The sequence below is a fragment of the Acidovorax sp. JG5 genome (assembly GCF_017939685.1).
GTDB lineage: Bacteria > Pseudomonadota > Gammaproteobacteria > Burkholderiales > Burkholderiaceae_C > Acidovorax.
Genome location: NZ_JAGKSE010000001.1, coordinates 94794 through 118957 on the forward strand (window position 1 = coordinate 94794; position 24164 = coordinate 118957).

Here is a 24164-nt window from a genome sequence, read left to right on the forward strand (position 1 = left end):
CGTCGCAGACCTCAGCCGCGCGCCGCGATGCGTTCCGCCAGCGCAATCAGCGACCGGTCAGAACCGGCTGGCCCCAGCAGCGACAGGCCCAGCGGGGCACCATCGCGCTGCGCCAGCGGCATCGACACCTGTGGAAACCCTGTCAGTCCGGCGATGCACAGCATCTGGATCGCACTGTTGCGATAGTCCTCCAGGCTGCTCTCCGGGGCGCTGCGCAGGGGGGCAATATCGGGCATGCTGGGCATGACCAGCACACCGTCATGGCCCAGCAACTGGCCCAGATGACGCTGGTAGCGGGCACGAAATGCGCGGGCGGTGACCACCTGTTCATCCGTAACCGCCCGCGACCAGGCAAAGCGTTCGGCCACGCCCGGACCCAGCGGGGGTGCATAGCGTTCAATCAACGGGCCGTCGGTCATCCAGGCCTCGCGCCCCTGGATGTAGCGAAAGTTCCAATACAGGGCATCCAACGACTCGAGCACGGCGTCCACCGGCTGCGCGGTACCCAGCAACGACTGCACTTGCTGCACGGCGCCATCCAGCGCCGCACGCACGGCGGGGTCGAGCAGCGCCCACACGTCGGCCGGCCACAACAGGCGCACTTGGGCGGACAAGGGTTGCGGGTCGGCGCCCAGCAGCACGTCAGCCACTCGGGCAAAAGTCTGGGCCTCGCGGGCAAACCAGCCACAGGTGTCCAGGCTGGGCGCCAAGTCCAGTGCGCCTGCCAGGCTCACGCGGCCGTGCGTGGGACGCAGCCCAAACAGGCCGCAGTGGTTGGCCGGGGCCCGCACTGAGCCACCGGTATCGGTGCCCAGCGCAAAGTCACACAGGCCCGACGATACCGCCGAGGCCGACCCCGAGGACGAACCGCCCGTGATGCGCTCTGGCGCGGCCCCGTTGAGGGGCGCCCCAAAGTGGGCGTTATTGCCGTTCATGGAAAACGCCAGCTCATCGGTCACCGTTTTTCCTGCCAGGCGCGCGCCGGCGTCCAGCAGCTTTTGCACGGTGGGTGCGGTACGGACTTTGGTGCCCGACAGGGCCAGCACCAAGGGGTTGCCACCGCCTGTAGGGTAGCCCGCCACATCGAACAGGTCTTTGACACCAAAACTCAGCCCGGCCAAGGGCCCCGTGCCAGCATGGGGCACCGGTACATCGGGATAGGGAACAAACGCGTGGGCAGGGTCGTGCAGAGGCATGGTAGTGGGGCGCAAGGCCAGCTGTAAAAACCGTCAAGGGGTGGACACGCATACCGGAGCCGTGGCCACTACCGCATCGGTGCGCAGGCAGCGCGCACGATGACCAGAAGCTATCTCGATCACCGGCGGTTGCTGTGCGCGGCATGCGTCGGTGGCCAGGCTGCAGCGCTCGGCAAAGGCACAACCAGGTGGCAGCACCGACAGATCGGGCGGTGCGCCCGCAATGGTCTCCAGGGGCGTACCGCGCGCCATGGCGCCATGGGCGCGGCTCTTGAGCAAGGCGATTGTGTACGGGTGGCGCGGGTTGCGGATCAGGTCGCGAGCCGTGCCCTCTTCAACGATGCGGCCGGCGTACATCACCGCAATGCGGTCCGCCACCTCCACCGCCGCACCGATGTCATGGGTGACAAAAATCACCGACAGGCCCAGGTCGCGCTGCAACTCACGCAGTAGCAGCAGGATCTGGATCTGCACCGTGGCATCCAGCGCCGTGGTGGGTTCGTCGGCCAGCAACAACTGGGGGCGGCAGGCCAGCGCCAGAGCGATCATGGCGCGCTGGCGCATGCCACCCGACATTTCATGCGGGTAGGCCTGCAGGCGCCGCGCGGGGCTGGGAATGCGCACGCGTTCGAACAAGGCCAGCGCACGCCGTTGAGCCTCCGCCGCCGTGACGCCCTCGTGGCGACTGATGGATTCCACGATCTGCGCACCCACGGTATACACCGGGTCCAGCGCCAGCAAAGGCTCCTGGAAAATCATGGACGTGACCTTGCCCCGGTAGTCGGCCAATTGCCGCCCCGACAGGGCCAGCAGGTCTTGTCCGTCCACGCGCACCTCGCCGCCGATGCGGGTGCGCCGCTCGGGGTGCAGGCGCAGCAGCGTGCGCAACGTGACGCTCTTGCCTGAACCCGACTCGCCAATCAGCGCCACGACTTCTCCGCGCTGCACCTGCAGGCTCACGCCGCTGACGGCCTGCACGGGTTTGCGTGCACCGGTGAATGTCACGCTCAGGTCGCGCAGCACCACCATAGGTTCAGTAGAAGGTTGGGAGATATTCATGGGCGTGCTCCAATGCGCAACGGAGTGACAACGGCTCAGGCCGCCTGGGCCAGTGCCGCAGCGGCTTGCGGGTGGCCGCTGCCCGGCTCGTGGACAAGACAGGCCGCCACATGGTGCGGGCCGGTGATGGTGCGTACCGGCACACGCTGGGCACACACAGGCGCAGCCAGCGCGCAGCGGGGATGAAACCGGCAGCCTGAAGGCGGGTCGATAGGGTTGGGCGGGTCGCCTGCCAGGGGCGCCACCTCCGTGCGGTGGTCGGGGTCCATCGACGGCATCGACGACAACAGCGCGCCGGTGTAGGGGTGGGCAGGCTGGCGAAACAGCGCATCCGATGGGCCAATCTCCGCCACTTGGCCAAGGTACATCACCATGACCCGGTCGCTCATGTAATCCACCACGTTCAAGTCATGACTGATGAAGACGTAGGTCAGACCAAACTCGGCTTTCAGGTCGGTCAGCAGGTTGAGCACCTGGGCTTCCACCGATTTGTCGAGGGCCGAAACGGCCTCATCCAGAATGACCATGCGCGGCTGCAGAGCCAAGGCACGCGCAATGTTCACGCGCTGGCGCTGGCCACCCGAAAGCTCGTGCGGATAACGCTCGGCAAAGCGCCCGGGGGCCAGGCCCACGCGATCGAGCAGGTCACGCGCCCGCGCCACGGCCTGGCGCTGCGGCACACCATGTACCTGGGGGCCAAAGGCCACAGAATCCTCAATGGTCAGGCGCGGGTTGAGCGAGGCATAGCTGTCCTGAAACACCATTTGCACTTGGCGCCGGAATTCCTTGAGCGGCAGGTCCCGGCTCCCCACGGTGCAGCCGTCAAACACAATCTCGCCTGCGGTGGGTGCAATGAGTTGCATCAACAGCCGGGCGGTGGTCGACTTGCCGCAGCCCGATTCGCCCACCACGCCCAGGGTCTCGCCCTTAAGCACTTCAAAGCTCACGCCATCCACCGCACGCACGACACCGCTGCCGCGCCCAAGGGCATCCTTCTTGAGGGGGAAGTGCTTGACAAGCCCCGTGATGGTGAGCAGCGGTTGCGCCGGACCTCCGATATCGGTGATTGCTTGCATCGTTTCAGCCCTTGTTGTCCATGGCCGACCGCAGGCCGTCCGAGAGGATGTTGAATGAAATCGAGGTGATGAAAATCATCAGCCCGGGCAGGGCGGCCACCCAGGGCTGCACATAAATAGCCGTTCGCAGAGTGTTGAGCATCAGGCCCCATTCCGGCTCCGGTGGCTTGACGCCCAGGCCCAGAAACGACAGGCCCGAGGCCAGAATCATCGACACCGCAATCAGGCTGGTGGCATAGACGAAGATGGGCCCCAGCACATTGCCCAGCACATGCACCCTAACGATGGTGAAAGGGCTGGCGCCCGAGGCACGGGCGGCCTCCACATAGTCGCGGTTGCGCACCTGCGTGGTCACGCTCTCGGCCACCCGCACGATCTGCGGAATGAACACGATAGTTAGCGAGATGAGCGAGTTGACAATGCCCGCGCCCAACACGCCCGACAGTGCAATGGCCAGCAGCACCGATGGGAACGCATAGAACACGTCCACCGTGCGCATGATGGCCGTGTTGGCAATGCCACCCGCATAGCCCGCCACGATGCCAATGACCGAGCCCACCATGAAGGCACAGACCACCGGCGTAATCCCGATGAAGAGCGAGAGCCGGGCGCCCACCATCAAGCGTGAAAGCATGTCGCGCCCCAGCTCATCACTGCCCAGCGGCAGACCTTCGGTGCCGATGGGTTTGAGCCGCTTGAGCATGGACGCCGCATACGGATCGGCTGGTGCCAGCCAGGGGCCCAGCAAGGCCAGGCCGATCAGCAGCAGCACCACCACAGCGGCGCCCATGGCGACCGGGTCACGGGTGAAGCGCTGCAGGGCCAGGGCCCAGTAGCCCCTGGAGGGTGGCTGGGCCCGGGCGTCGGGGGCGGCAAGAGAGTCCGCAGTGGAGGGTGCGGGAGAAGAAGCAGCAAGGGTGGCCATGGTGGTGTATTCCTCAAGCGCGGGCAATGCGCGGATCGAGCAGCGTCTGCAGCACATCAACCAGCAGGTTGAGCAGCACAAAGAACAGCGCCAGTACCAGGATGGTGCCCTGCAGCAGGGGCAGATCGCGCTGGAAGATGGCGGAATTCAGCAAGAAGCCGGTGCCGGGCCACGAGAACACCGTTTCGATCAAGATGGAGCCACCCAGCAAATAGCCCAGTTGCAGGCCCATCACGGCCAGTGCCGTGGGGGCAGCGTTCTTGACCATGTGACAGAACACCCCGAAGTGCGTAAGGCCCTTGGCGCGCAGGCCCACGATGAATTCCTGATCAAGGATATCGGCTACCAGCGCCCGCACGGTGCGCGCGATGATGCCCATGGGAATCACCGACATGGTGATGGCGGGCAGCACCAGAAACTGGATGTGCTCCCAGTCCCAGACCCAGTCGCTCGATCCGCCGGGGCCCGCACCAGTCGCAGGCAGCCACATCAATTGCGAGCTGAACACGATCACCATCACCATGCCTAGCCAGTAGTGCGGCACGCTCACCCCCAGCACCGACAGCATGGAGGCCAGCCGGTCCAGCCACGAGTTGCGAAAGTACCCCGCGACAAAACCAAACAGGCTGCCCAGCACAAAGCCGATCAGCGTCGCCACCACCGCCAGGCGCAACGTGTTGCCCACGGCGGTGATCACCTCGCCAGCCACCGGTCGGTTGCTGGCGATCGACACGCCCAGATCACCGTGCAGCGCCCGCCATACCCACATGGCGAACTGCTCGGGCAACGAGCGGTTGAATCCATATAGCTCACGCAACTGGGCCTGCAGGTCGGCCGATGCATCGGGTGGCAGGATGGACACCAACGGATCGCCGGGCGCCAGGTGCACCAGCAGAAAGCACACCAGTGCCACACCTAGCATGATGGGCAAGGCATACACGATGCGTCGCAGTAGATAAGAGAGCATGGGAAGCCTGGCGGTAAAGGATGCAGGACCTGGCGACGCCCTGCCCCACCCGCCAGCGGGTGGGGGCTGCGCCCGCCAGGAGCCAACCGAAGATCAGTCCATCGTCATCGTGGCGATATCAATGAACCAGCTCTTGGGCTGCACCACGTTCTTGACCTTGGCCGACAGGGCACGCGGCCCCACATCGTGGGCGATCCAGACAAACGGTGCGTCTTCCACGATGTGGGCATGCAACTTGGCCAGGGCGGCGTCACGGGCCTTGTCGTCAAAACTGGTGCGGGCATCGGCCACCAGCTTGTCCACCTCGGCATTGCCGTAGTAGCCCCAGTTGTTGGACACCGGCGGGAAGGCCTTGGTGCTCACAAATCGCACCATGGCAAAGAACGGGTCCATGGCGGCAAAGCTGATGTTCACGGCGTTCGCGCCATTGGCTGACGGGTCCTTGGCGCCCTTGCGCCAGTTGGTAAACAAGGTGTTCCACTCGATCACGTCGAACTGCACATCGAAGTAGCACTGCTTGAGGGACTGCTGCGCAAACTCATTCATCGGCAGTGGCTGCATCTGCCCCGAGCCCGAGGCCGAGATCTGTACCTTCACCTTGATGGGCTTGGCAGCCGAGTAGCCCGCCTGCGCCATCAAGGCCTGTGCCGCCTTCACGTCGTACTTGATGTCGAACTTGGGGTTGCCCCACCAGGGGTGGCCGGGCGGCACCGTGCCCTTGGGCTCGGCCATCATGCCGCCCAGCAGCTGCTTCATGCCGCCACGGTCAATGCACAGGTTGGCCGCCTGGCGCACGCGCTTGTCCAGCCAGGGCGAGCCCTCGGCAAACGACAGCTGCCACGGCCATACATGGGGCTGGGCGTTCGAGTAAATCTTGAAACCACGCTGCGTGATCTGCGGCATGGCGTCGGGGGCGGGGGCTTCGATCCAGTCCACCTGGCCACCGAGCAGCGCCGCCGTGCGGGCGTTGGCCTCTGGCATGGGCAGCATCACCACCTTGTCGATCTTGGGCACACGCTTGGCGTCCCAGTAGGCCTTGTTGGCCGCCAGTTCCAAGCGCTCGCGCGCTACAAAACGGCTGACCTTGAATGGCCCCGAGCCCGAAGGGTCTGCCGCGAAGGCAGTCCAGGCCGCCTTGGACTTGTCGGCCGGGGTGGCACCCGTGGCGGCATCAAATTTCTTTTGCCACTGGGCGGGCGAGGCCATGAACAGGTTGGTGAGGTTGATGGGCAGAAATGCATCAGGTTCGCTGGTGGTCAGTTCCACCGTCAGATCATCGATCTTGCGCGCAGAGCGCAGGGTCGGCATACGCGAGGCGGTCACGCCCACCTGGCTGGGATCAAATTGGAGCGCGTCCTTGTCGAGCACCTTGGCCACGTTCCACACCACCGAATCGGCGTTGAGGGCCGAACCATCGTGGAACTTGATGCCGGGCCGCAGCTTGAACACCCACTTGGTCTTGTCCTTGTCGTTCACGGACCAGGCGGTGGCCAATGCCGGAATCAGCACGCTGGGGGCATCGGCCTTGGAAAGATCCCACTGGGTGAGCGAGTCATAGATGGGGATGCCAGTGAAACGGTTGCCCTCAAACCCCTGGTCGGGCTGGCCCAGCGTGCGCGGAATGTCGGCCGCCGTCATGGCAATGCACAGCACTTTTTCCTGGGCCAGGGCGGCAGTGCCACCCGCCAGCGACAGGGCAGCAGCCAAGGCCAGTGCCAGCGGTGCACGGCGTGGGGACGAGAGTGGTGACAACGGGGCTTTGCTCATGGGGTTCACCTTCAGTAGTTGCAGGTTGTGAGGGACAACGTGCTCCAAGCAATTGGTGTGCCATATACAAATGTAACTATCGCCTATCGATATTCACACGTCGATAATCAGTTTGTTTAAGCCGATTAACACTATATGTGGCCTGATTTTTGCTGTGAACGTCGCGTATTTTTCTTTCCGTCGCATACCCTCCGGACAAAACCATGATCTCCACCACTACGCCCCGAATTAATGCAGACCGCCTCTGGAAATCCCTCATGGACCTGGCCCAGATTGGTGCAACACCCAAAGGCGGGGTGCGCCGCATTGCCCTCACCGACGAAGACCGCCAGGGCCGCGACCTGGTGGCGCGCTGGTGCCGCGAGGCCGGCCTGGACGTGCGGGTGGACGAAGTCGGCAACCTGTTTGCCCGCCGCCCAGGGCTGGACCCACTGGCGCGCGCCGTGGCCACGGGCAGCCACATCGACACCCAGCCATCGGGCGGCAAGTTTGACGGCAACTTTGGCGTGCTGGCCGGGCTGGAAGTGATGCGCACCCTGAACGACCTGGGCCTGCAAACCCGCGCCCCGCTCGAAGTGGTGGTCTGGACGAATGAGGAAGGCACGCGCTTTACCCCGGTGATGATGGGCTCGGGGGCCTTTGCGGGCGTGTTCACGCCCGACTTCATCCGCGCCCAGAAAGACATCGCTGGCGCCAGCGTGGGCGACGAGCTGGCGCGCATTGGCTACCGCGGCGCACACCCCTGCGGCGCGGTACCGGGGGGCATGTTTGCCGCCTACTTCGAGGCCCACATCGAGCAGGGTCCAGTGCTGGAAGCGCACGGTCTGCCGATTGGCATCGTCACCGGCGCGCTAGGCCAGCAATGGTACGACGTGACGGTCACCGGCATGGACGCCCACGCCGGTCCCACACCCATGGAACTGCGCCACGATGCCTTGCTGGCTGCTGCCCGCATGGTCGAGGCCGTCAACCGTATTGCACTGTCTGAGGCGCCGCACGGACGGGGCACGGTGGGCTATCTGCAGGTGCTGCCCAATTCCCGCAACGTGATCCCGGGTCAGGTGCAGTTCTCGGTGGACTTTCGCAACCTGTCGCAAGACGGCCTGGACCGCATGGATGCGGCCCTGCGCACCGCGTTGGACCAGATTGCCGGAGCCGCCCAGGTGCAGGTGACCGTGGCGCAGGTCGTGAAATACGAACCCTGTCTGTTCGACGCCCGCTGCGTGGCCAGCGTGCGCCATGCAGCCGAGCAGCTGCAGCTGCCGCACATGGACGTGGTAAGCGGCGCGGGCCACGATGCCGTGTATGTCAACGGCGTCGCCCCCACCGGCATGATCTTTGTGCCATGCAAGGACGGCATCAGCCACAACGAGATTGAAGACGCCCTGCCCGAGCACATTGCCGCCGGCGCCAACGTGCTGCTGCTGGCGATGCTGGAGCGTGCCCGGTAAGGCGCAGGGTGCTCTGCACGGGGCCTGCCCCAGGCTCCCAGCAGGTGCCCAAGGCGATTTTTAGATAAAACCGCCTCCAGCCATTACCCAGAAAGCGCCTATAGCTATTCAATCAATAGCAATTGATGAATCAAAGGAGGCTGAAAAACGCTGCCCTGTCAATGCGTGATCGACTGCGAGATGGCCCGCGCGCACTCGATCACCATGGGCGCGAGCTTTTGTTGCGCCTGCTCCAGCGTCCAGCGGCTGGTGGGCGGCGACAGGTGCACTGCGGCCACGGGCTGGCCTTTGCTGTTGAGAATGGGCGCGCCCACACCCATGTCACCCAGAAACAGCTCTTCGCAGTTGGTGGCATAACCCACCTGGCGGCACTGCGCGATGCGCTCCAGGATGGCATCCACCGTCGTCAGCGTGGCGGGTGTGCGCACCGGTCGGGGGGCGGCATCCAGCATGGCGCGGGCCTCCGCCTCAGGCAGCTGGCTCAGGTAAGCGCGCCCCGAGCTGGTGCAGTACATGGGGATGCGCATGCCCACGGGCGTGAGCACCGGAATGAATTGGGTGGTGAGCAACTGCGCGACGAACACCATGTCGGTGCCCACCGGCTCGGTCAGGCTGGCGGTTTCGCCGCTGGCAGTGGCCAGTTGCGACAGATAGGGATGGGCGACGCGGATCAGCGGGTGGGCGGCCAGGTAATTGAAGCCGATCTCGATCACCTTGGGCAGCAACTGAAAACGCCGCGTCTGCGGGTGCTTGCCCACATACCCCAGCACCTGCAGCGTGTGCACGGTGCGCTGGGCCGACCCCTTGGTCATCCCCGTCAGCTGGGCCAGCTCCGAGAGCGTCAGGGTGCGGTGCGCGGCAGTGAAGGCGCGCAGCACATCCAGCCCCTTCTCCAATGACTGGTTGAACAACGGGTCGGCAGCCGGCCGGGCTGTTGCGGTGTCTGGAGCAGTAGTGCGAACCATGGTAGGGTGATAAGAGGGCGGGCCGTGGTGGCCGGACAAGGGGGACTCCGATGCACGATAACACCCATGATGAAATCGCCTATCGATTTTATGGGTGAGGTTCTTGCCACCAAGACGGCCATGAAAAACGGTCCCCTCAGGGACCGTTGAGCGGTTGAACTGCATTTGCAGCCCCGGTGACTCTCTGCCGCAGGCTGGGTCGCGTGCGCGTCAGGCAGTCTCGGCCAGCGCGTCGCCCAGCGCATTGACCAGGCGGTCGATTTCGGCCTTTTCGCTGATGAAGGGCGGGGCCAGCTGAATCGTGTCGCCACCGTAGCGCACGTAAAAGCCCTTCTTCCAGCAGTTCATCGCGATCTCGTACGGGCGGCGGGCGGGCTCGCCGGGCAGCGGCGCAATGGTGAAGCCGGCGGCCAGGCCAAAGTTGCGGATGTCGGCCACATGCTTGGCGCCTTTGAGGCTGTGCACGGCGGCTTCGAAATGCGGCGCCAGGGCGTTGACGCGGCCGATCATGTCTTCCTTTTGCAGGATGTCGAGCGCCGCAATGCCCGCCGCGCAGGCCACGGGGTGGGCCGAGTAGGTGTAGCCGTGCGGGAACTCGAGCATGTACTCGGGGCCGCCCGCCGCCATGAAGGTGTCGTAGATCTCCTTGCTCGCCACCACGCCGCCCAGCGGCTGCGCACCGTTGGTGACCTGCTTGGCAAAGTTCAGGATGTCGGGTGTCACGCCGAAGGCTTCGGCACCCGTCCAGGCGCCGCTGCGGCCAAAGCCGCTGATCACCTCGTCAAAAATCAGCAGGATGTTGTTCTGCGTGCAGATCTCGCTCAGGCGCTGCAGGTAGCCCACGGGCGGGATCACCACGCCGGCCGAGCCTGAGAAGGGCTCGACGATGACGGCGGCAATGTTCGAGGCATCGTGCAGTGCAATCACGTCCAGCAGACGGTCGGCCAGCTCCTTGCCCGTGGGCGGCATGCCCTTGTGGAACGAGCCTGCGGGCGGCTGGGTGTGGGGCAGGTGGTCGGCCTCGATGCCCTGACCGAACAGCTTGCGGTTGGCCACGATGCCGCCCACCGAGATGCCGCCAAAGTTCACGCCGTGGTAGCCCTTTTCGCGGCCGATCAGGCGCGTCTTGGTGCCCTGGCCCTTAGCGCGCCAGTAGGCGCGGGCCATCTTGAGCGACGTGTCGGCCGACTCCGAGCCCGAGCCGGTGAAGAACACATAGTCGAGCCCGGCGGGCGTGAGTTCCTTGACGCGGTTGGCCAACTCGAACGACAGCGGGTGGCCAAACTGGAAGGCGGGGGCGTAATCAAGTTTCATCGCCTGCTTGCCAATCGCCTCGGCGATCTCGCGGCGGCCGTGGCCCAGGCCAGAACACCACAGACCCGAGAGGCCGTCAAAAATTTTGCGGCCTTCGCTGTCGGTGAAATACGCGCCGCGGGCCTCCACGATCATGCGCGGGTTGGCCTTGAACTGGCGGTTGGCCGTGTAGGGCATCCAGTGCGCGTCGAGCCATTCGGCGTCCATGCGGGGTGCGGCGCCAGCGGCGGGGGTGTCGATGGGGGCAAAGCTCATGGGTCTCTCCAATACAAAGTGGGGCCCCAGCCGGGGCACTGAGCCGCCATTGTTGCTGCAGCCGTCGATTGCTCAAAGAAAGCAATATCAATGTTCACTTGCGTATTTATGCAAGCATCAAGCCACCTGACCGTGGCTGAAGCGCGACCATCATGGTCTTGCTTCTTTTCTTGTGGGATGGGTTCATCGCAGGCGGCGCCCCGGGCCGGAACAAGCGCCCGTTACAGCCAAGCCGGTCGCCTTTTCCGGCGATTGCGCGGGCGCCAGACCGGGCAGCCGGGCTGGTAGTCTTCGGGGCTGTCTCTTTTCTGCACCGATTCCTGTCATGCCCGCCCCTTCCCCCCGTGAACGCGCCGTGCTGGGCCAGCTCAGCGACATGGATTTGCGCCTGCTGCAGGTCTTCAAGAGCGTGGCCGAGTGCGGCGGCATGTCGGCGGCCGAGCTGGAGCTCAACATCGGCACCAGCACCGTCAGCCGCCACATGAAAGACCTGGAAACGCGCCTCGGCCTCACGCTGTGCCGCCGGGGGCGGGCGGGTTTTGCGCTCACCGCGGAAGGGCAGCGCGTTTACGACGAAACCCTGCGCCTGCTCAGCGCGGTGGATGCGTTTCGCAGCAGCATCGACGACATACACCGGCGCATGGGCGGGCGCCTCGACGTGGCGGTGTTCGACAAAACCGCCAGCAACCCGGCAGCGCACATCGGCGCCGCCATTGCGCTGTTTTCCGAGCAAGCCCCGGATGTGAGCCTGCAGATGCATGTGGCCAGCATCAATGCCATCGAACGCGGGCTGATCGACGGCAGCTTTCATGTGGGCATCATCCCGGCGCACCGCGCATCACAAAGCCTGGTCTATGCCAACCTGTTCACCGAAACCATGCTGCTGTACTGCGGCGCACGGCACCCGCTCTATGGCACTGACCATGCCACGCTCACCTGGGAGTCGCTGCGTGCCTACCAGTTTGCCGGCCTGGGCTACCACTCGCCCAACATGGAGCTCAGCCACAGCGCGCGCCTGCCGCGCAAGGCCACGGGGTTTGATCAGGAGTCGATTGCCACACTGATCCTCTCGGGCCACTACCTGGGGTTTCTGCCCGACCACTATGCCGAAGCCTTCGAGCGCCAGGGCCAGATGCAGGCTGTGCTGCCTGCGCAGTTTTTCTACCGCTGCCAGTTTGTCAGCGTGCTGCGCAAGTCGCCCCAGCCGCCGCGCGCGGCCCAGGCGTTTGCGCAATGCCTGCTGGCCGCGCATGGTTGACGGGCGCACGGCCTTGCGCGCACCTCGCGACGGGCTGCAGAATGCGGGCTGTTGTTGCAACTTTGCGTAAGGCGTTCCATGGCATCCCTTTCCTCGATTGGCAGTTCCGGCCTGCAGGCGGCCCAGTTGCGGCTGGATGCGTCGGCCCACAACGTGGCCAACATGAACACGCCCGGCTACCGCCGCCAGGCAGTGGCACAGCAGGCCGAGGCCGACAGCGCGGGCGTGCGCGCCACGGTGCAGCGCCAGCAAGAGGCTGACGGCGTGGCGCTGGAAAAAGAGGCCGTGGAGCAAATGTCGGCCACCTACGCTTTCAAGGCCAACCTGCAGACCATCAAGACGCAGGATGAAATGATGGGTGCGCTGCTCGACGTGAAGGCCTGAGAGGCTGCAAAGCCAACCCCGTTCACGCAAATGCCCCGCCTGCCGGGGCATTGCTGTTTCTGCGGCCGGAAAACCGCGGCTTAACCCGCCGACGCCAGCCCGGCCAGGCGGTGAACCAGCCAGCGCTGAAAAGCAAGGCCGGCGGCGCTGCGGCTGCGCAAGGGAATGCTGTACATGGTGATGCTCCTTTGAATAAGTTCAGGCGTTTTGCAATGCGCCAGCGTGGCCCGCATTGCGCCGGGCGGCCCGCTCCCAGGCTTTTTCGTGGAAGAAAAAGGCCACGGCCTGCACGGTGGGCTCCAGCAGGCTCAGCGTGAGCGAGGCCCACAGGTTGCCCGTGACGGCATAAGCCACCAGGGCGGCCACGCAGATGTGGATGAGGTAGTAGCTGCCCGTCTTCATCAGCATGGTCTTGTTCTGGCGGGCGGTGCGGCGGATGAGGGACATGGCGAACTCCTTGGCTTCAACAGGGCCTGCGGTGAAAAGCAGGCACAGTCAAATGGTAGTCATTCTCAATAGCGATGGCCAATTGATCGTGCCTAAAGCGCAGATAGCCGCTATCACGAGGCGCCGCCCAGCGCGAAGCAGCCGCTTTCGGCGTCACCCCCCGTTGCTATGATGGCCGCTCTTTTTTCCCATCCCCTCACCACAACCGGGAGCACCGCATGGCCCTCATGGACTTCATCAAGAAACAGTTCATTGACATCCTCCAGTGGACCGAAGAGGGGGATGGCACGCTGGCCTGGCGCTTCCCCATGGCGGGCATGGAAATCCAGAACGGCGGCACGCTGGTGGTGCGCGAGTCGCAGATGGCGGTGTTCGTCAACGAAGGCCAGGTGGCCGACGTGTTTGGCCCCGGCACCTACAAGCTCACCACGCAGACGCTGCCCGTGCTGACCTACCTCAAGAACTGGGACAAGCTCTTCGAGTCGCCCTTCAAGAGCGATGTTTACTTCTTCAGCACGCGCCAGCAGATCGACCAGAAATGGGGCACGCCCCAGCCCATCACCATCCGCGACAAAGACTTTGGCGCCGTGCGCCTGCGCGCGTTTGGCAACTACGCCTACCGCATCGCCGACCCCAAGCTGTTTCACACCGAGATCTCGGGCACGCGCGATGTGTATCCCACGGCCGACCTCGAAGGCCAGCTGCGCGGCCTGGTGCTGCAGAACATCAGCAACGCCATTGCCGGCAGCGGCCTGCCGTTTCTGGACCTGGCGGCCAACCAGGTCATGTTTGCCGATGCGCTGACCAAAGAACTGGCGCCGGTCTTTGCCAAGCTGGGCCTGCTGATCGAAAACCTCACGGTGCAGAACGTCTCGCTGCCCGAAGAGCTGCAAAAAATTCTCGACCAGAAGATCGGCATGGGCATGGTCGGCAACGACATGGGCAAATTCATGCAGTACCAGACGGCGCAGGCGATTCCCAAATTCGCCGAAGGCGCTGGCAGCGGTGGCGGCGGCATTGCGGGCGACGCCATGGGCCTGGGCGCCGGTGTGGCGCTGGGCCAGGTGCTGGCGCAGAACCTGCAGGCCGGTCTGCAAGGTGGCGCTGTCGCCGCACAGGCCGCGCCTGCCGCCGCCGCTGCGGTGGGCGTCAAGCCCGAGGACGTGATGGCCACGCTGGAAAAGCTGGGCGAGCTCAAGTCCAAGGGCATCCTCACGCAGGAGGAGTTCGACGCCAAGAAGGCCGAGCTGCTCAAGAAGCTGGTTTGAACTCATTTTTTAATAGCTACTAGCGCTTGCTGCATAAGCGCTAGAGGCCAAAAACATCCATAAACTCCATGGCGACCAGCGCCACCCAGCGCACCTACCGCGCGCCCTGCCCCGGCTGTGGCGCGCCGGTGGAGTTCAAAAGCGCGCAGTCCACCCACGCCGTCTGCCCCTACTGCCAGAGCACCGTGGTGCGCAGCGGCGAGGTGCTCACGCGCCTGGGCAAGATGGCCGAGCTGTTCGACGACCACAGCCCGCTGCAGCTCATGGCCAGCGGGCGCATTCAGCTTGATGGCCAGGACCAGCCATTCACACTGATTGGCCGCCTGCAATACAAGGGCGACGCGGGCGTCTGGACCGAATGGGCCGCGTTTTTGCAAGACGGCACGCTGGCCACGCTGGGCGAAGACAACGGCGCCTACGTCTTCACCCGGTCCATCGACCCCGGCCGCGAAATGCCCGAGGCCGCGCGTTTTCGCATCGGCACCACCACCGCCATCAACGGCAAGCCTTACAGCGTGGCCTACACCGGCCAGGCGCAGCTGATATCGGCCCAGGGCGAGCTGCCCAAGCTGCCGCCGCTGGGCCAGCCGTTCGACATGGTCGAGCTGCGCAGCGCCGACGGCGAAGTGGTCAGCATCGACTACGGCCACACCCCGCCGAACGTCGAGCGCGGCAAGGCCGTGCTGCTCGAAGACCTGCAACTGCAAGGCCTGAAAGACGAATCAACCAAGGACGAAAAAGGCCGCCAGTTCAACTGCCCGCATTGCGGCGCGCCGGTGCAGGTGCAGCTGGCCAGCTCCAAAAGCGTCACCTGCGGCTCGTGCGCCAGCATCATCAGCCTCGATGGCGGCGTGGGCGGCGAACTGCGCGCGGCCCAGCAAGACGAGCCCGTGCAGCCCATCATCCCGCTGGGCAGCAAAGGCCAGCTGCAGGGCGTGCACTGGCAGGTGGTGGGCTTTCAGCACCGCATGGGCGTGGAGCCGGGTGATGACGAGCACTTTGGCTGGAGCGAATACCTGCTCTACAACCAAAAGCGCGGCTTTGCCTTTTTGGTCGATTCCGAAGAAGGCTGGAGCATGGTGCGCCCCACCACCGGCGCGCCGCAACTGGCCGCCAGCGGCCGCAGCGCCACCTATCTGGGCACCACCTACCAGCTCCAATACACCTACGAGGCCGAAACCACCTATGTGCTGGGCGAGTTCTACTGGCAAGTGGAGCGCGGCCAGAAAACCAGCAACCGCGACTTCGCCAGCAGCAAAGGCCTGTTGTCCATGGAGCAGAGCGCCAGCGAGATCACCTGGTCGGCGGGCGACAAGCTGGCCAGCGACACCGTGGTCAAGGCCTTCAAGCTCGAAGACAAGAAAGACGTGCTGCAGCGCGACGACCCTGGCCCCTTTGTGGCCAAGTCAGGCATGGGCTGCGGCACCATCATCCTGATTGCGGTCATCATCCTCATCCTGCTCATCATCCTGGGCAATTGCTCGGGGTCGTCGGGCAGCGGTTATCGCAGCTCGGGCGGCTCGTTTGGCGGGTATTCATCCGGCGGCGGGCACAAATAATTTTTACCCACGGAGGTCATCATGGCAATTGAATGGCTGCGGCCCGCCGCATTTTTTGGCTCCATCCTGTTTGCCCTGGTGGGCGTGCTGGTGTTCTGGCTCAGCTTCGTCCTCATCGACAAAATCACGCCCTACGACCTGTGGCGCGAAATCGTCGAAAAACAGAACAAGGCCCTGGCCATGGTGGTGGCCGCCATGAGCTTAGGCATCAGCATCATCGTGGCTGCGGCCATCCACGGCGGCTAAAGCCACCCCGCCCATCCCCGCCACCGCGCCACCGCCTTCCGGGCGGCGCCGCGCCATGGCGCAGGCCACACAATACCGCCTGCTTTCACCGGCCCCCGGGCCCGACACCACCACCCCATGCCCACCCTCGACTGGCTCAACCGCGCCCACGCCTTCACCACCGCCGCCCAGGTGCCCTACCGCCTGCTGGAGAACGTCTCCACCCATGGCGATGCCGCCAGCGCACACAACAACCTGCTGATCCAGGGCGACAACCTCGAAGCGCTCAAGGCCCTGCTGCCGTTTTACCGGGGGCAGGTCAAATGCATCTTCATCGACCCGCCCTACAACACCAAAAGCGCGTTTGAGCACTACGACGACAACCTGGAACACAGCCAGTGGCTCAGCATGATGCTGCCGCGCCTGCAGTTGCTGCGCGACCTGCTGAGTGAGGATGGTTCGATTTGGGTCACCATTGACGACAACGAGGGGCATTACCTCAAGGTGCTGATGGATGAGGTATTTGGGCGGCGGAATTTTGTGGCGAATGTGTTTTGGGAAAAAAAGTTCTCCCCACAAAACGATGCCTACCAAATCAGCATTAACCATGACCACGTCTTGGTGTACGCAAAGCGGTCTGACAACTGGCGTCCAAACTTGTTGCCGCGAAGCGAGAAACAGGCAAAAAATTTCAAAAATCCCGATAACGACCCGCGTGGCCCTTGGCTCTCAGCAGACTACACATGTGCCAAAACTAAAGACGAGCGGCCAAACCTTTACTACGCCATCCGAAATCCGTTCACTGGACAAGATGTTTGGCCATCCACCACCAGAGTGTGGGCGTTTGAGCGCGCATCAACGGAGTTCAATCTTGAGCAGGGGCTTCTCTATTGGGGTGCTAACGGCAACAACGAACGCCCGCGACTAAAAAAATTCCCCGATGCGGTTCAACAGGGGACGGTACCCACCACGTTTTGGCGAAACGACGAAGTGGGCAACAACCAAGACGCAAAAAAGGAAATCCTCACTTTTGACGCAGTGGCGCCATTCGCCACACCAAAGCCTGAACGCTTGATCGAGCGGGTTTTGACATTGGCCACCCACCCCAACGACCTCGTCCTCGACAGCTTCCTCGGCTCCGGCACCACGGCCGCTGTGGCGCACAAGATGGGCCGGCGCTGGATCGGCATCGAGATGGGCGAGCACGCTGCCACGCACTGCCTGCCGCGCCTGCAAAAGGTGATTGACGGCGAGCAGGGCGGCATCAGCCAGGCGGTGAACTGGCAGGGCGGCGGCGGCTTTCGCTTTATGCGGCTGGGTGCGCCGATCTTCGACGCCGATGGCTGCATCCACCCCGAGGTGCGCTTTGCCACGCTGGCCGCCTTCGTCTGGCAGCAGGAAACCGGCACCGCCTTTGACCCCGCGCGCGCCACGCCCGCCACGCCCGGCACGCCGCACCTGGGCACACACTCTGTTTTTGATAGCTACGAGCGCTTGCCAGACGGTCGCCAAGAGCCCATTTCACCTGAACTCCAGCCCCCAGCCCCGCAAACCCCGCCGGCCCAGGGCGAACTCGGGTTGCAAGTGCCCGGCGCGCTGCCCCCGCCCGAACCCGTTCCTGCACCGGCCCCCGTGCTGCGCAGCCGCACGGCTTACTACCTGCTGTTCAACGGCATCCTGGGCGACAAGCGCCCGGCCAGCGGCAACGTGCTGACCTCGGCCGTGCTCGATGCGCTGCTGGTGCTGCACGCCAGCACGCCCCACCCCGAAGCGCCGCTGGTGGTGTATGGCGAGGCCTGCCGCTTGGGCGAGGCGCGCCTGGCGCTGGCGCGGGTCACGTTCAAGCACATTCCGTATGACGTGAAGGCGAGGTGACCGATGACCCCGTCCCACTTGACCGCATCCGAACTGCAAGACTGGCTGCGCGTGCGCTTTCCCAAAGAGGACGAACGCCATGAGTGGAAGGAGTGGAACAGCCTCAAGTCCAACATCTCGGGCCGCAAAGGTGACGACCTCGTGTCTTACGTCTCGGCCCTGGCCAACATGGAGGGCGGCTGCATCGTCATTGGCGTGCAGGACAAAACCCTGGCATTGACGGGTATTCAGGACTTTGCCGACTACACGGTGGACAACGTGGTGCACCGTGTGCTGGGCAAAACGCCGGGGCTGCCATCCATGGGGTTTCGCGTCGAAGAACTGTGCGCCAGCGACACGGGTGCCGTGGTGTGGCTGGTGCATGTGCCGCGCCATGCACCACGCGAGCTGGTGCTGGCGCACGACAAGGCTTGGCAGCGCGATGGCGACAGCCTGGTGGAACTGCGCGAGGACCGGCGCCGCGCCATCCTGACCGAGCACCTGGCGGGCGAGGACTGGAGCGGCGTCGTGGTGGCCGGGGCCACGCTCGCCGACCTGGACGAAGCCGCCATTGCCAAGGCGCGCGAGAAGTTCCTTGAAAAGCACCAGCGCGAGGATTGGGCCGCACAGATACCGCAGTGGAGCGCAGAGAAGCTGCTGGACAAGATCGGCCTGACTATCCATGGCCGCATGACCCGGGCTTGCCTATTGCTGCTGGGTAGCCGTGAAAGTGCCACGGCGCTGCTGTCGCCCCACCCGGCGGAAATCACCTGGAAGCTGGCGGCCGAGCGGGTGGCCGAGCACTTTCACCCGCCTTTTTTACTGACAACCACCAAGGTGGCGCAGTCCATCCGCAACCCCAACATCAAACTGTTTCCGGCCAATGAACTGCTGGCCGTGACCCTGCCGCGCTACGACACGAACACGGTGCTGCTGGAAGGGCTGCACAACTGCCTGGCGCACCAGGACTACGCGCAGGGCGGGCGCGTGGTGGTGGAGGAGTCCACCGGGCTGGTGCGCATGATCAACCTGGGCGGCTTTTTCGACGGCCAGCCCGACGACTACGCCAGCGGCATGCGCACCCCCGCCCGTTATCGCAATGAGCGCCTGGCCAAGGCCATGGCCGAGGTGGGCATGATCGACAAAGTGGGCTTCGGCATTCACGACATGGTGCTGGCGCAGCGGCGGCGCTTTCTGCCGCTGCCGGACTATGAAGGATCGTCCCCCCTGCGCACGGTCTTCAATGTGTACGGACAAGAGATTGACGAAAACTACAGCCACTGGCTGATGGAGCGCACGGACTTGCCCATTGAGCATGTCTTGTGGCTCGACCGGGTGCAAAAAAAGCGCAGGCTGGATACGGCGCAAGTGACTGAACTGCGCCGGGCCGGCTTGATCGAGGGCCGTAGCCCCAATTTGCATATCTCGGCCCAGTTGGCAGTGGCAACCGGGCAGGAGGTGGCGTACCTGAATCGGCGTCGCCCTGATGCCGATGATTACAAAACGGCCTTGTGCAGGCTGCTGGCGCTGGGGCCGCAGCCACGCGCCAAGGTGGATGAACTGCTGCTGCCCAAGCTGCAACTGTGGATACCTGACCTGGCCCAGCGCAAGGAATACGTCCGAACCCTCCTCAAGGAGATGACCAAGGAAGGGCGAATTCAGAACATTGGCGGAAAAACCAAGGCGGCCCGGTGGGCGCTGACGCCGGATGGCGGATCACCAAACAACCACCAGACACCACCAAACACCACCCAATCAAAGGTGGATTCTTCCCAATGAAATTTTAAAAATCTCTTTTAAATCAATAAGTTGCATTTGGGAAGGCTGCTTTTTTGCTCCAAACTTCCCCAATCACTTCCCAATTCATGACCTCCCTCACCCTCAAGTCCTACCAGCAAACCGCCCTCGACGCCCTGGGCGCTTTTGCCCGCGCATCGCGCATCAAGGGCCCGGCGCTGGCCTTTGGCGAACTGGCGGGCCGCCCCTACAACCTTCACGCCTTTGGCGCGCAGGTGCCTTGCGTGTGCCTGCGCATTCCCACGGGGGGCGGCAAAACGGTGCTGGCTGCGCATGCGGTGCCCCTGCTGGCGCGTGAGTGGCAAGGCAGCGATGCGCCCGTGGCCGTGTGGCTGGTGCCCAGCGATGCCATCCGCCAGCAAACGCTCAAGGCCTTGCAGACGCCCGGCCATGCCTACCGCGCCGCCCTGACCGATGCCTATGGCGAGGGCCTGCAGGTGTGCACGCTCGACGATGTGGCGCAGATCGCCCCGCCCGACTGGGGGCGCCATGCCGTGGTGGTGGTGGCGACCATCCAGAGTTTTCGCATCGAGGACGCGGGCCAGCGCAATGTGTACAGCTTTGCTGAGAGCTTTGAGCCGCACTTCAAGGGCGCGCACGATGGCGATCTGGCCTGCCTGCACGACCTGCCCGACGCCGTGGTGACGGCGCAAGACGCCGCGCAGGATGCCACGGGCGTGCTGGCGGGCTTTGTGGGCCAGCCACGCTGGAGCCTGGCCAACTGGCTGGCGCTGCACCGCCCCCTGGTCATAGTGGACGAGGCGCACAACACCAAGACGGACAAGAGCTTCACCGCGCTGCAGCGCCTGAACCCCGCGTTCATCCTGGAGCTGACGGCCACGCCGATTGCGCACAAGACCAATGTGCTCTACCACGTCAGTGCGCAAGAGCTGGCGGCCGAGGACATGATCAAGCTGCCCATCGTGCTGGCCGAGCACCCCGAGGGCTGGCCCGCCGCCGTATTTGGCGCGGTGCAAACGCAACGCAAGCTGGAGGCCGAGGCGCTCAAGGACGAAGCCGAGGGCCACGGCTATGTGCGCCCCATCGTGCTGTTTCAGGCACAAAACCTGGGCGACGAGATGCCACCCGAGGCCCTGCGCCGCTATCTGGTGGACGAGCTCAACCTGCCAGACAACCAGATCGTGGTGGCCACAGGCACCACGCGCGGGCTGGACGACATCGACCTGGCGGCGCGCCATTGCCCGGTGCGCTATGTGATTACGGTGCAGGCGCTGCGCGAGGGCTGGGACTGCCCGTTTGCCTATGTGCTGTGCAGCCTGCAAAAGCTGACCAGCGCCACGGCGGTGGAGCAGTTGCTGGGCCGCGTGCTGCGCATGCCGCAGGCCCGCCGGCGCGGGCGCGAGGCGCTCAACCGCGCCTATGCCCATGTGTGCGCGGCGGAGTTCTCGGCAGCCGCGCATGCGCTGGCCGACCGGCTGATTCAGCACATGGGGTTCGAGGCGCTGGATGTGGCCTCGATGCTGGCGCCGCCATCGGCGTATCCGCTGTTCGGTGAGGCGTTTGAGTCAAATCAGCCCTTAGCGCCCGCCCCGCAAGCGCTGATAGCTACCAATTTTGAAGCAATTACGGCCACACCCGAGCTGCTGGCGGTGCCCGGTGTGCAGGCGCAGACCATTGCCGGCACCGCGCAGGTGGTGGTGGCGGGCCACATCGAGGCCAGCACCGAGGCGCTGATGCTGGCCCAAGTGCGCGGGGCCAAAAAGCAAGAACAGCTGCGCGAGCAGGTGGCCCAGCACAACGCGCTGGTGGCGGCCAGCGTGGCACCCGCATCGCGCGGCGTGCGCTTTGCGCCCGTGCCCACGCTGGCCTACCGCACCGACGCACAGGCGCCGCTGTGGCCGCTGGAGCATGGCGCGGTGCTGGGCACGGTGGAGCTCGACCTGCTCAGCCCCCAGGCGGTGCAGCTGCCCGGCTTTCATGTGGCGCAAGAGCCTGACGTGATCGAGATCGATGTGCAGGACGCACGCGTGACGCTGCGCCCCACCGATGTGCAGCAAATGGCCATGGACTACGGCGCCAGCAGCATCACCGCCGAAACGCTGGTGCGCTGGCTGGACCAGTCGCTGCACAAGGCGCTGCATGCACCGCTGGCGGGCATCACCCAGTCGCAGCGCCGTGCTTTTTTGGCGGCGGTGGTGAACCACCAGCTGCATGCCTGCGGCCTGCCGCTGGTGGTGCTGGCGCAGGCGCGGTTTCAGCTGGCCCGGTGCATCGCGATGCATGTGGGCGAGCTGCGCGACCAGGCGGCCACGCGGCAGTTTCGCCAGCTGGTGCTGCAGCACGGCCAGGCGGGCGCCTGGCTGGTCGAGAGCGATTGGGCCCGGCCCCATGTGTTTGAGCCAGGCCGCTACCCGGCGCCGAAGGCATCGCGCTACAGCGGGCGCTACCAGTTCACGCGGCATTACTTTGCCGTGCTGGCCGATCTGAAGGACGGCGGCGAAGAGTTTTTGTGCGCGCAGTTGATTGACCGCCACCCAAAAGTCCGGCAATGGGTGCGCAACCTCGATACCGCGCCCTGCGGCTTTGCCCTGCCCACGTCGCGCGGCCGGTTTTTTGCCGACTTTGTGGCCGAGCTGGTCGATGGCCGTGTGGCCTTGCTCGAATACAAGGGGGCGCATTTGCTGAGCGACCCGTATGAAACGGAAAAGAGCCAGGTCGGTGCGCTGTGGGCACAGGCCAGCGCGGGCAAAGCCGTGTTTGGGTGGCTGACCAAGCAGCAAGACGGCAAGAGCCTGGCGCAGCAACTCGATACGGTGCTGGCATGACACCTGCCACCGCACCTGGGGCGCCACCCGGCGGCGCCCGCCCCATTGACATCGCCCTGCTCGCCAGCGTGTTCGTGGTGGCGGCCTGTGGCCTGCTCTATGAGCTGGCGGCGGGCGCGCTGGCGTCGTATTTGCTGGGCGACTCGGTGCTGCAGTTTTCCACCATCATCGGCACTTATCTGTTTGCCATGGGCGTGGGCTCGTGGCTGTCGCGCTATTTCGAGCGCCAGTTGCCCGCGCATTTTTTGCGCATCGAATTGCTGGTGGCGCTGATCGGCGGGGCGCTTCCAGCTACGCTTTTTATAGCAAATGCCTACGCGCCGGGCGCCTTCCGGTTTTTGCTGTACGGCATGGTGCTGGTGGTGGGCACGCTGGTGGGGCTGGAGATTCCGCTGGTCATGCGCATCTTGAAGCGCAACGTGGCGCTGAAAGACCTGGTCTCGCAAGTGCTCACTTTTGATTACCTGGGCGCGCTGGCGGTGTCGCTGGCGTTTCCGCTGCTGCTGGTGCCGCAGCTGGGCCTCATTCGCACGGGCCTGCTGTTTGGCCTGATGAACGCGCTGGTGGCGCTGTGGGCGGTGTGGCTGTTTCGTTGGGAGCTGCGTCGCCTGCGCGCGCATGTGGCGGCCTGCGTGATGGTGCTGGGCCTGCTGCTGGCGGCGCTGGTGGGCGCCGAGCAGATCACCAGCTTTGCCGAGGACAAGTTCTACCAGGACCGCATCGTCTTTACCGCCGCCTCGCCCTACCAGCGCATCGTGGTCACCCACGGCAAGCAGGGGCACCGGCTGTTTTTGAATGGCAACCTGCAGTTTTCTGAGCGCGACGAATACCGCTACCACGAGGCGCTGGTGCACCCGGCCATGGCGGCGCACGGCGCGCCCAAGAAGGTGGCGGTGCTGGGCGGCGGCGACGGCATGGCGGTGCGCGAGATCCTCAAATACCCCTCGGTCGAATCGGTCACGCTGGTCGAGCTGGACCCGGCCATGACGCGGCTGTTCAGCGAGAACCCGACGCTCATGCGCCTGAACGGCGGGGCGCTGCAAAGCCCCAAGGTGCATGTCGTCAACACCGATGCCTTTCAGTGGCTGCAAGATGGATCAGACCTTTTTGACGTGATCGTGGTCGATTTCCCCGACCCCACCAACTTTGCCATCGGCAAGCTCTACACCCACAGCTTTTATGCCCTGCTGGAGCAGCGCCTGGCCGCCAGCGGCTACGCCGTGGTGCAGACCACCTCGCCCCTGGTGGCGCGGCACAGCTTCTGGACCGTGGTGCAGACCATCGAATCGACGGGCCTGCGCACGGCGCCTTACCACGCCCATGTGCCCAGCTTTGGCGAGTGGGGCTTCATCATCGCCAGCCGCCGCCCCTGGCGCCTGCCCGAGGCGCTGCCTGCGGGGCTGCAGTTTCTGAGCGCGGACACGCTGCCGCCACTGTTCGATTTTCCGCTCGACATGGCGCGGGTGCCCGCCGAGGTGAACCGGCTGTCGAACCAGGCGCTGGTGCACACCTACGAGCGCGAGTGGGGCCGCACCACGCACTGACAAGGCCTGAAACAGGCCGAAATGGGCGCAGTCGCCGCTTCGGCACAATGGCCCCCATTGTTTACAG

Annotated in this window: 19 protein-coding genes; 10 read left to right on the forward strand and 9 right to left on the reverse strand. The window is 64.6% G+C overall.

Annotated features, from left to right (window positions below; translation table 11 throughout):
• Positions 1-11 precede the first annotated feature (11 nt).
• The 6 genes from J8G26_RS00450 to J8G26_RS00475 form a co-directional block, all read right to left on the reverse strand.
• A complete protein-coding gene (locus tag J8G26_RS00450; RefSeq protein WP_210567529.1) occupies positions 12-1196 on the reverse strand; it encodes an amidase in 1185 nt (394 codons plus the stop codon).
• Positions 1197-1229: 33 nt separating this feature from the next.
• A complete protein-coding gene (locus J8G26_RS00455) occupies positions 1230-2225 on the reverse strand; it encodes an ABC transporter ATP-binding protein (RefSeq protein ID WP_210567788.1) in 996 nt (331 codons plus the stop codon).
• Positions 2226-2290: 65 nt separating this feature from the next.
• Positions 2291-3331, reverse strand: a complete 1041-nt coding sequence (locus tag J8G26_RS00460) for an ABC transporter ATP-binding protein (protein ID WP_210567530.1) — start codon at positions 3329-3331, stop codon at positions 2291-2293.
• 4 nt (positions 3332-3335) lie between these two features.
• Positions 3336-4256 carry an ABC transporter permease gene (locus J8G26_RS00465; protein WP_087748485.1) on the reverse strand — a complete coding sequence of 307 codons (921 nt, stop codon included), beginning with the start codon at positions 4254-4256 and terminating at the stop codon, positions 3336-3338.
• A gap of 13 nt (positions 4257-4269) precedes the next feature.
• A complete protein-coding gene (locus tag J8G26_RS00470) occupies positions 4270-5223 on the reverse strand; it encodes an ABC transporter permease (RefSeq protein ID WP_087747981.1) in 954 nt (317 codons plus the stop codon).
• A 93-nt stretch (positions 5224-5316) separates the two neighbouring features.
• A complete protein-coding gene (locus J8G26_RS00475; RefSeq protein ID WP_232476610.1) occupies positions 5317-6861 on the reverse strand; it encodes an ABC transporter substrate-binding protein in 1545 nt (514 codons plus the stop codon).
• A gap of 332 nt (positions 6862-7193) precedes the next feature.
• Here J8G26_RS00475 and J8G26_RS00480 point away from each other — a divergent pair, with 332 nt between their 5' ends.
• On the forward strand, positions 7194-8441 hold the full coding sequence (locus tag J8G26_RS00480; protein WP_087747982.1) for a Zn-dependent hydrolase: 1248 nt from the start codon (positions 7194-7196) through the stop codon (positions 8439-8441).
• A 158-nt stretch (positions 8442-8599) separates the two neighbouring features.
• On the opposite strand, the gene J8G26_RS00485 is transcribed toward J8G26_RS00480, so the two are convergent.
• Positions 8600-9406, reverse strand: a complete 807-nt coding sequence (locus tag J8G26_RS00485; RefSeq protein WP_087747983.1) for an IclR family transcriptional regulator — start codon at positions 9404-9406, stop codon at positions 8600-8602.
• Between the two features lie 210 nt (positions 9407-9616).
• Positions 9617-10975 carry an aspartate aminotransferase family protein gene (locus tag J8G26_RS00490; protein ID WP_210567532.1) on the reverse strand — a complete coding sequence of 453 codons (1359 nt, stop codon included), beginning with the start codon at positions 10973-10975 and terminating at the stop codon, positions 9617-9619.
• 325 nt (positions 10976-11300) lie between these two features.
• On the opposite strand from J8G26_RS00490, the gene J8G26_RS00495 reads away from it, so the two are divergent.
• Together J8G26_RS00495 and J8G26_RS00500 are read left to right on the forward strand one after the other, a co-directional pair.
• The gene (locus J8G26_RS00495) at positions 11301-12233 is read left to right on the forward strand and encodes a LysR family transcriptional regulator (RefSeq protein WP_210567533.1); all 933 of its coding nucleotides are present in this window, start codon (positions 11301-11303) and stop codon (positions 12231-12233) included.
• A gap of 78 nt (positions 12234-12311) precedes the next feature.
• Positions 12312-12617, forward strand: coding sequence for a flagellar basal body protein (locus tag J8G26_RS00500; RefSeq protein WP_210567534.1), 306 nt, complete (start codon positions 12312-12314; stop codon positions 12615-12617).
• Between the two features lie 198 nt (positions 12618-12815).
• Here the strand turns inward: J8G26_RS00500 and J8G26_RS00505 are convergent, their stop codons facing one another.
• A complete protein-coding gene (locus J8G26_RS00505; protein WP_087747986.1) occupies positions 12816-13064 on the reverse strand; it encodes a DUF2061 domain-containing protein in 249 nt (82 codons plus the stop codon).
• Positions 13065-13282: 218 nt separating this feature from the next.
• On the opposite strand from J8G26_RS00505, the gene J8G26_RS00510 reads away from it, so the two are divergent.
• The 7 genes from J8G26_RS00510 (at position 13283) to J8G26_RS00540 (ending at position 24097) form a co-directional block, all read left to right on the forward strand.
• Positions 13283-14332, forward strand: a complete 1050-nt coding sequence (locus J8G26_RS00510) for an SPFH domain-containing protein (RefSeq protein ID WP_087747987.1) — start codon at positions 13283-13285, stop codon at positions 14330-14332.
• A gap of 68 nt (positions 14333-14400) precedes the next feature.
• Positions 14401-15891: a DUF4178 domain-containing protein gene (locus J8G26_RS00515; protein ID WP_210567535.1), complete on the forward strand. Its 1491-nt coding sequence runs from the start codon at positions 14401-14403 to the stop codon at positions 15889-15891.
• A gap of 21 nt (positions 15892-15912) precedes the next feature.
• Positions 15913-16137 (forward strand): DUF350 domain-containing protein, encoded by a 225-nt coding sequence (locus J8G26_RS00520; RefSeq protein WP_210567536.1) that lies wholly within the window; start codon positions 15913-15915, stop codon positions 16135-16137.
• Positions 16138-16254: 117 nt separating this feature from the next.
• Complete coding sequence (locus J8G26_RS00525) at positions 16255-17991, forward strand: site-specific DNA-methyltransferase (protein ID WP_210567537.1); 1737 nt, start codon at positions 16255-16257, stop codon at positions 17989-17991.
• Between the two features lie 3 nt (positions 17992-17994).
• Entirely contained in the window at positions 17995-19749 is a 1755-nt protein-coding gene (locus tag J8G26_RS00530; protein WP_087747991.1) for an RNA-binding domain-containing protein, read from the forward strand.
• A gap of 86 nt (positions 19750-19835) precedes the next feature.
• Positions 19836-22553, forward strand: a complete 2718-nt coding sequence (locus J8G26_RS00535) for a DEAD/DEAH box helicase family protein (protein ID WP_210567538.1) — start codon at positions 19836-19838, stop codon at positions 22551-22553.
• Positions 22550-24097: a polyamine aminopropyltransferase gene (locus tag J8G26_RS00540; protein WP_210567539.1), complete on the forward strand. Its 1548-nt coding sequence runs from the start codon at positions 22550-22552 to the stop codon at positions 24095-24097. The genes J8G26_RS00535 and J8G26_RS00540 overlap by 4 nt, the downstream gene beginning before the upstream one ends.
• The last annotated feature ends 67 nt before the right edge of the window (positions 24098-24164 follow it).

What these genes read in the sequence shown, in the direction of transcription:
- J8G26_RS00450 (WP_210567529.1), bottom strand. Translation starts at nt 1,196, where the DNA reads ATGCCTCTGCACGACCCTGCCCACGCGTTTGTTCCCTATCCCGATGTA.
- J8G26_RS00455 (WP_210567788.1), bottom strand. Translation starts at nt 2,225, where the DNA reads ATGGTGGTGCTGCGCGACCTGAGCGTGACATTCACCGGTGCACGCAAA.
- J8G26_RS00460 (WP_210567530.1), bottom strand. Translation starts at nt 3,331, where the DNA reads ATGCAAGCAATCACCGATATCGGAGGTCCGGCGCAACCGCTGCTCACC.
- J8G26_RS00465 (WP_087748485.1), bottom strand. Translation starts at nt 4,256, where the DNA reads ATGGCCACCCTTGCTGCTTCTTCTCCCGCACCCTCCACTGCGGACTCT.
- J8G26_RS00470 (WP_087747981.1), bottom strand. Translation starts at nt 5,223, where the DNA reads ATGCTCTCTTATCTACTGCGACGCATCGTGTATGCCTTGCCCATCATG.
- J8G26_RS00475 (WP_232476610.1), bottom strand. Translation starts at nt 6,861, where the DNA reads ATGACGGCGGCCGACATTCCGCGCACGCTGGGCCAGCCCGACCAGGGG.
- J8G26_RS00480 (WP_087747982.1), top strand. Translation starts at nt 7,194, where the DNA reads ATGATCTCCACCACTACGCCCCGAATTAATGCAGACCGCCTCTGGAAA.
- J8G26_RS00485 (WP_087747983.1), bottom strand. Translation starts at nt 9,406, where the DNA reads ATGGTTCGCACTACTGCTCCAGACACCGCAACAGCCCGGCCGGCTGCC.
- J8G26_RS00490 (WP_210567532.1), bottom strand. Translation starts at nt 10,975, where the DNA reads ATGAGCTTTGCCCCCATCGACACCCCCGCCGCTGGCGCCGCACCCCGC.
- J8G26_RS00495 (WP_210567533.1), top strand. Translation starts at nt 11,301, where the DNA reads ATGCCCGCCCCTTCCCCCCGTGAACGCGCCGTGCTGGGCCAGCTCAGC.
- J8G26_RS00500 (WP_210567534.1), top strand. Translation starts at nt 12,312, where the DNA reads ATGGCATCCCTTTCCTCGATTGGCAGTTCCGGCCTGCAGGCGGCCCAG.
- J8G26_RS00505 (WP_087747986.1), bottom strand. Translation starts at nt 13,064, where the DNA reads ATGTCCCTCATCCGCCGCACCGCCCGCCAGAACAAGACCATGCTGATG.
- J8G26_RS00510 (WP_087747987.1), top strand. Translation starts at nt 13,283, where the DNA reads ATGGCCCTCATGGACTTCATCAAGAAACAGTTCATTGACATCCTCCAG.
- J8G26_RS00515 (WP_210567535.1), top strand. Translation starts at nt 14,401, where the DNA reads ATGGCGACCAGCGCCACCCAGCGCACCTACCGCGCGCCCTGCCCCGGC.
- J8G26_RS00520 (WP_210567536.1), top strand. Translation starts at nt 15,913, where the DNA reads ATGGCAATTGAATGGCTGCGGCCCGCCGCATTTTTTGGCTCCATCCTG.
- J8G26_RS00525 (WP_210567537.1), top strand. Translation starts at nt 16,255, where the DNA reads ATGCCCACCCTCGACTGGCTCAACCGCGCCCACGCCTTCACCACCGCC.
- J8G26_RS00530 (WP_087747991.1), top strand. Translation starts at nt 17,995, where the DNA reads ATGACCCCGTCCCACTTGACCGCATCCGAACTGCAAGACTGGCTGCGC.
- J8G26_RS00535 (WP_210567538.1), top strand. Translation starts at nt 19,836, where the DNA reads ATGACCTCCCTCACCCTCAAGTCCTACCAGCAAACCGCCCTCGACGCC.
- J8G26_RS00540 (WP_210567539.1), top strand. Translation starts at nt 22,550, where the DNA reads ATGACACCTGCCACCGCACCTGGGGCGCCACCCGGCGGCGCCCGCCCC.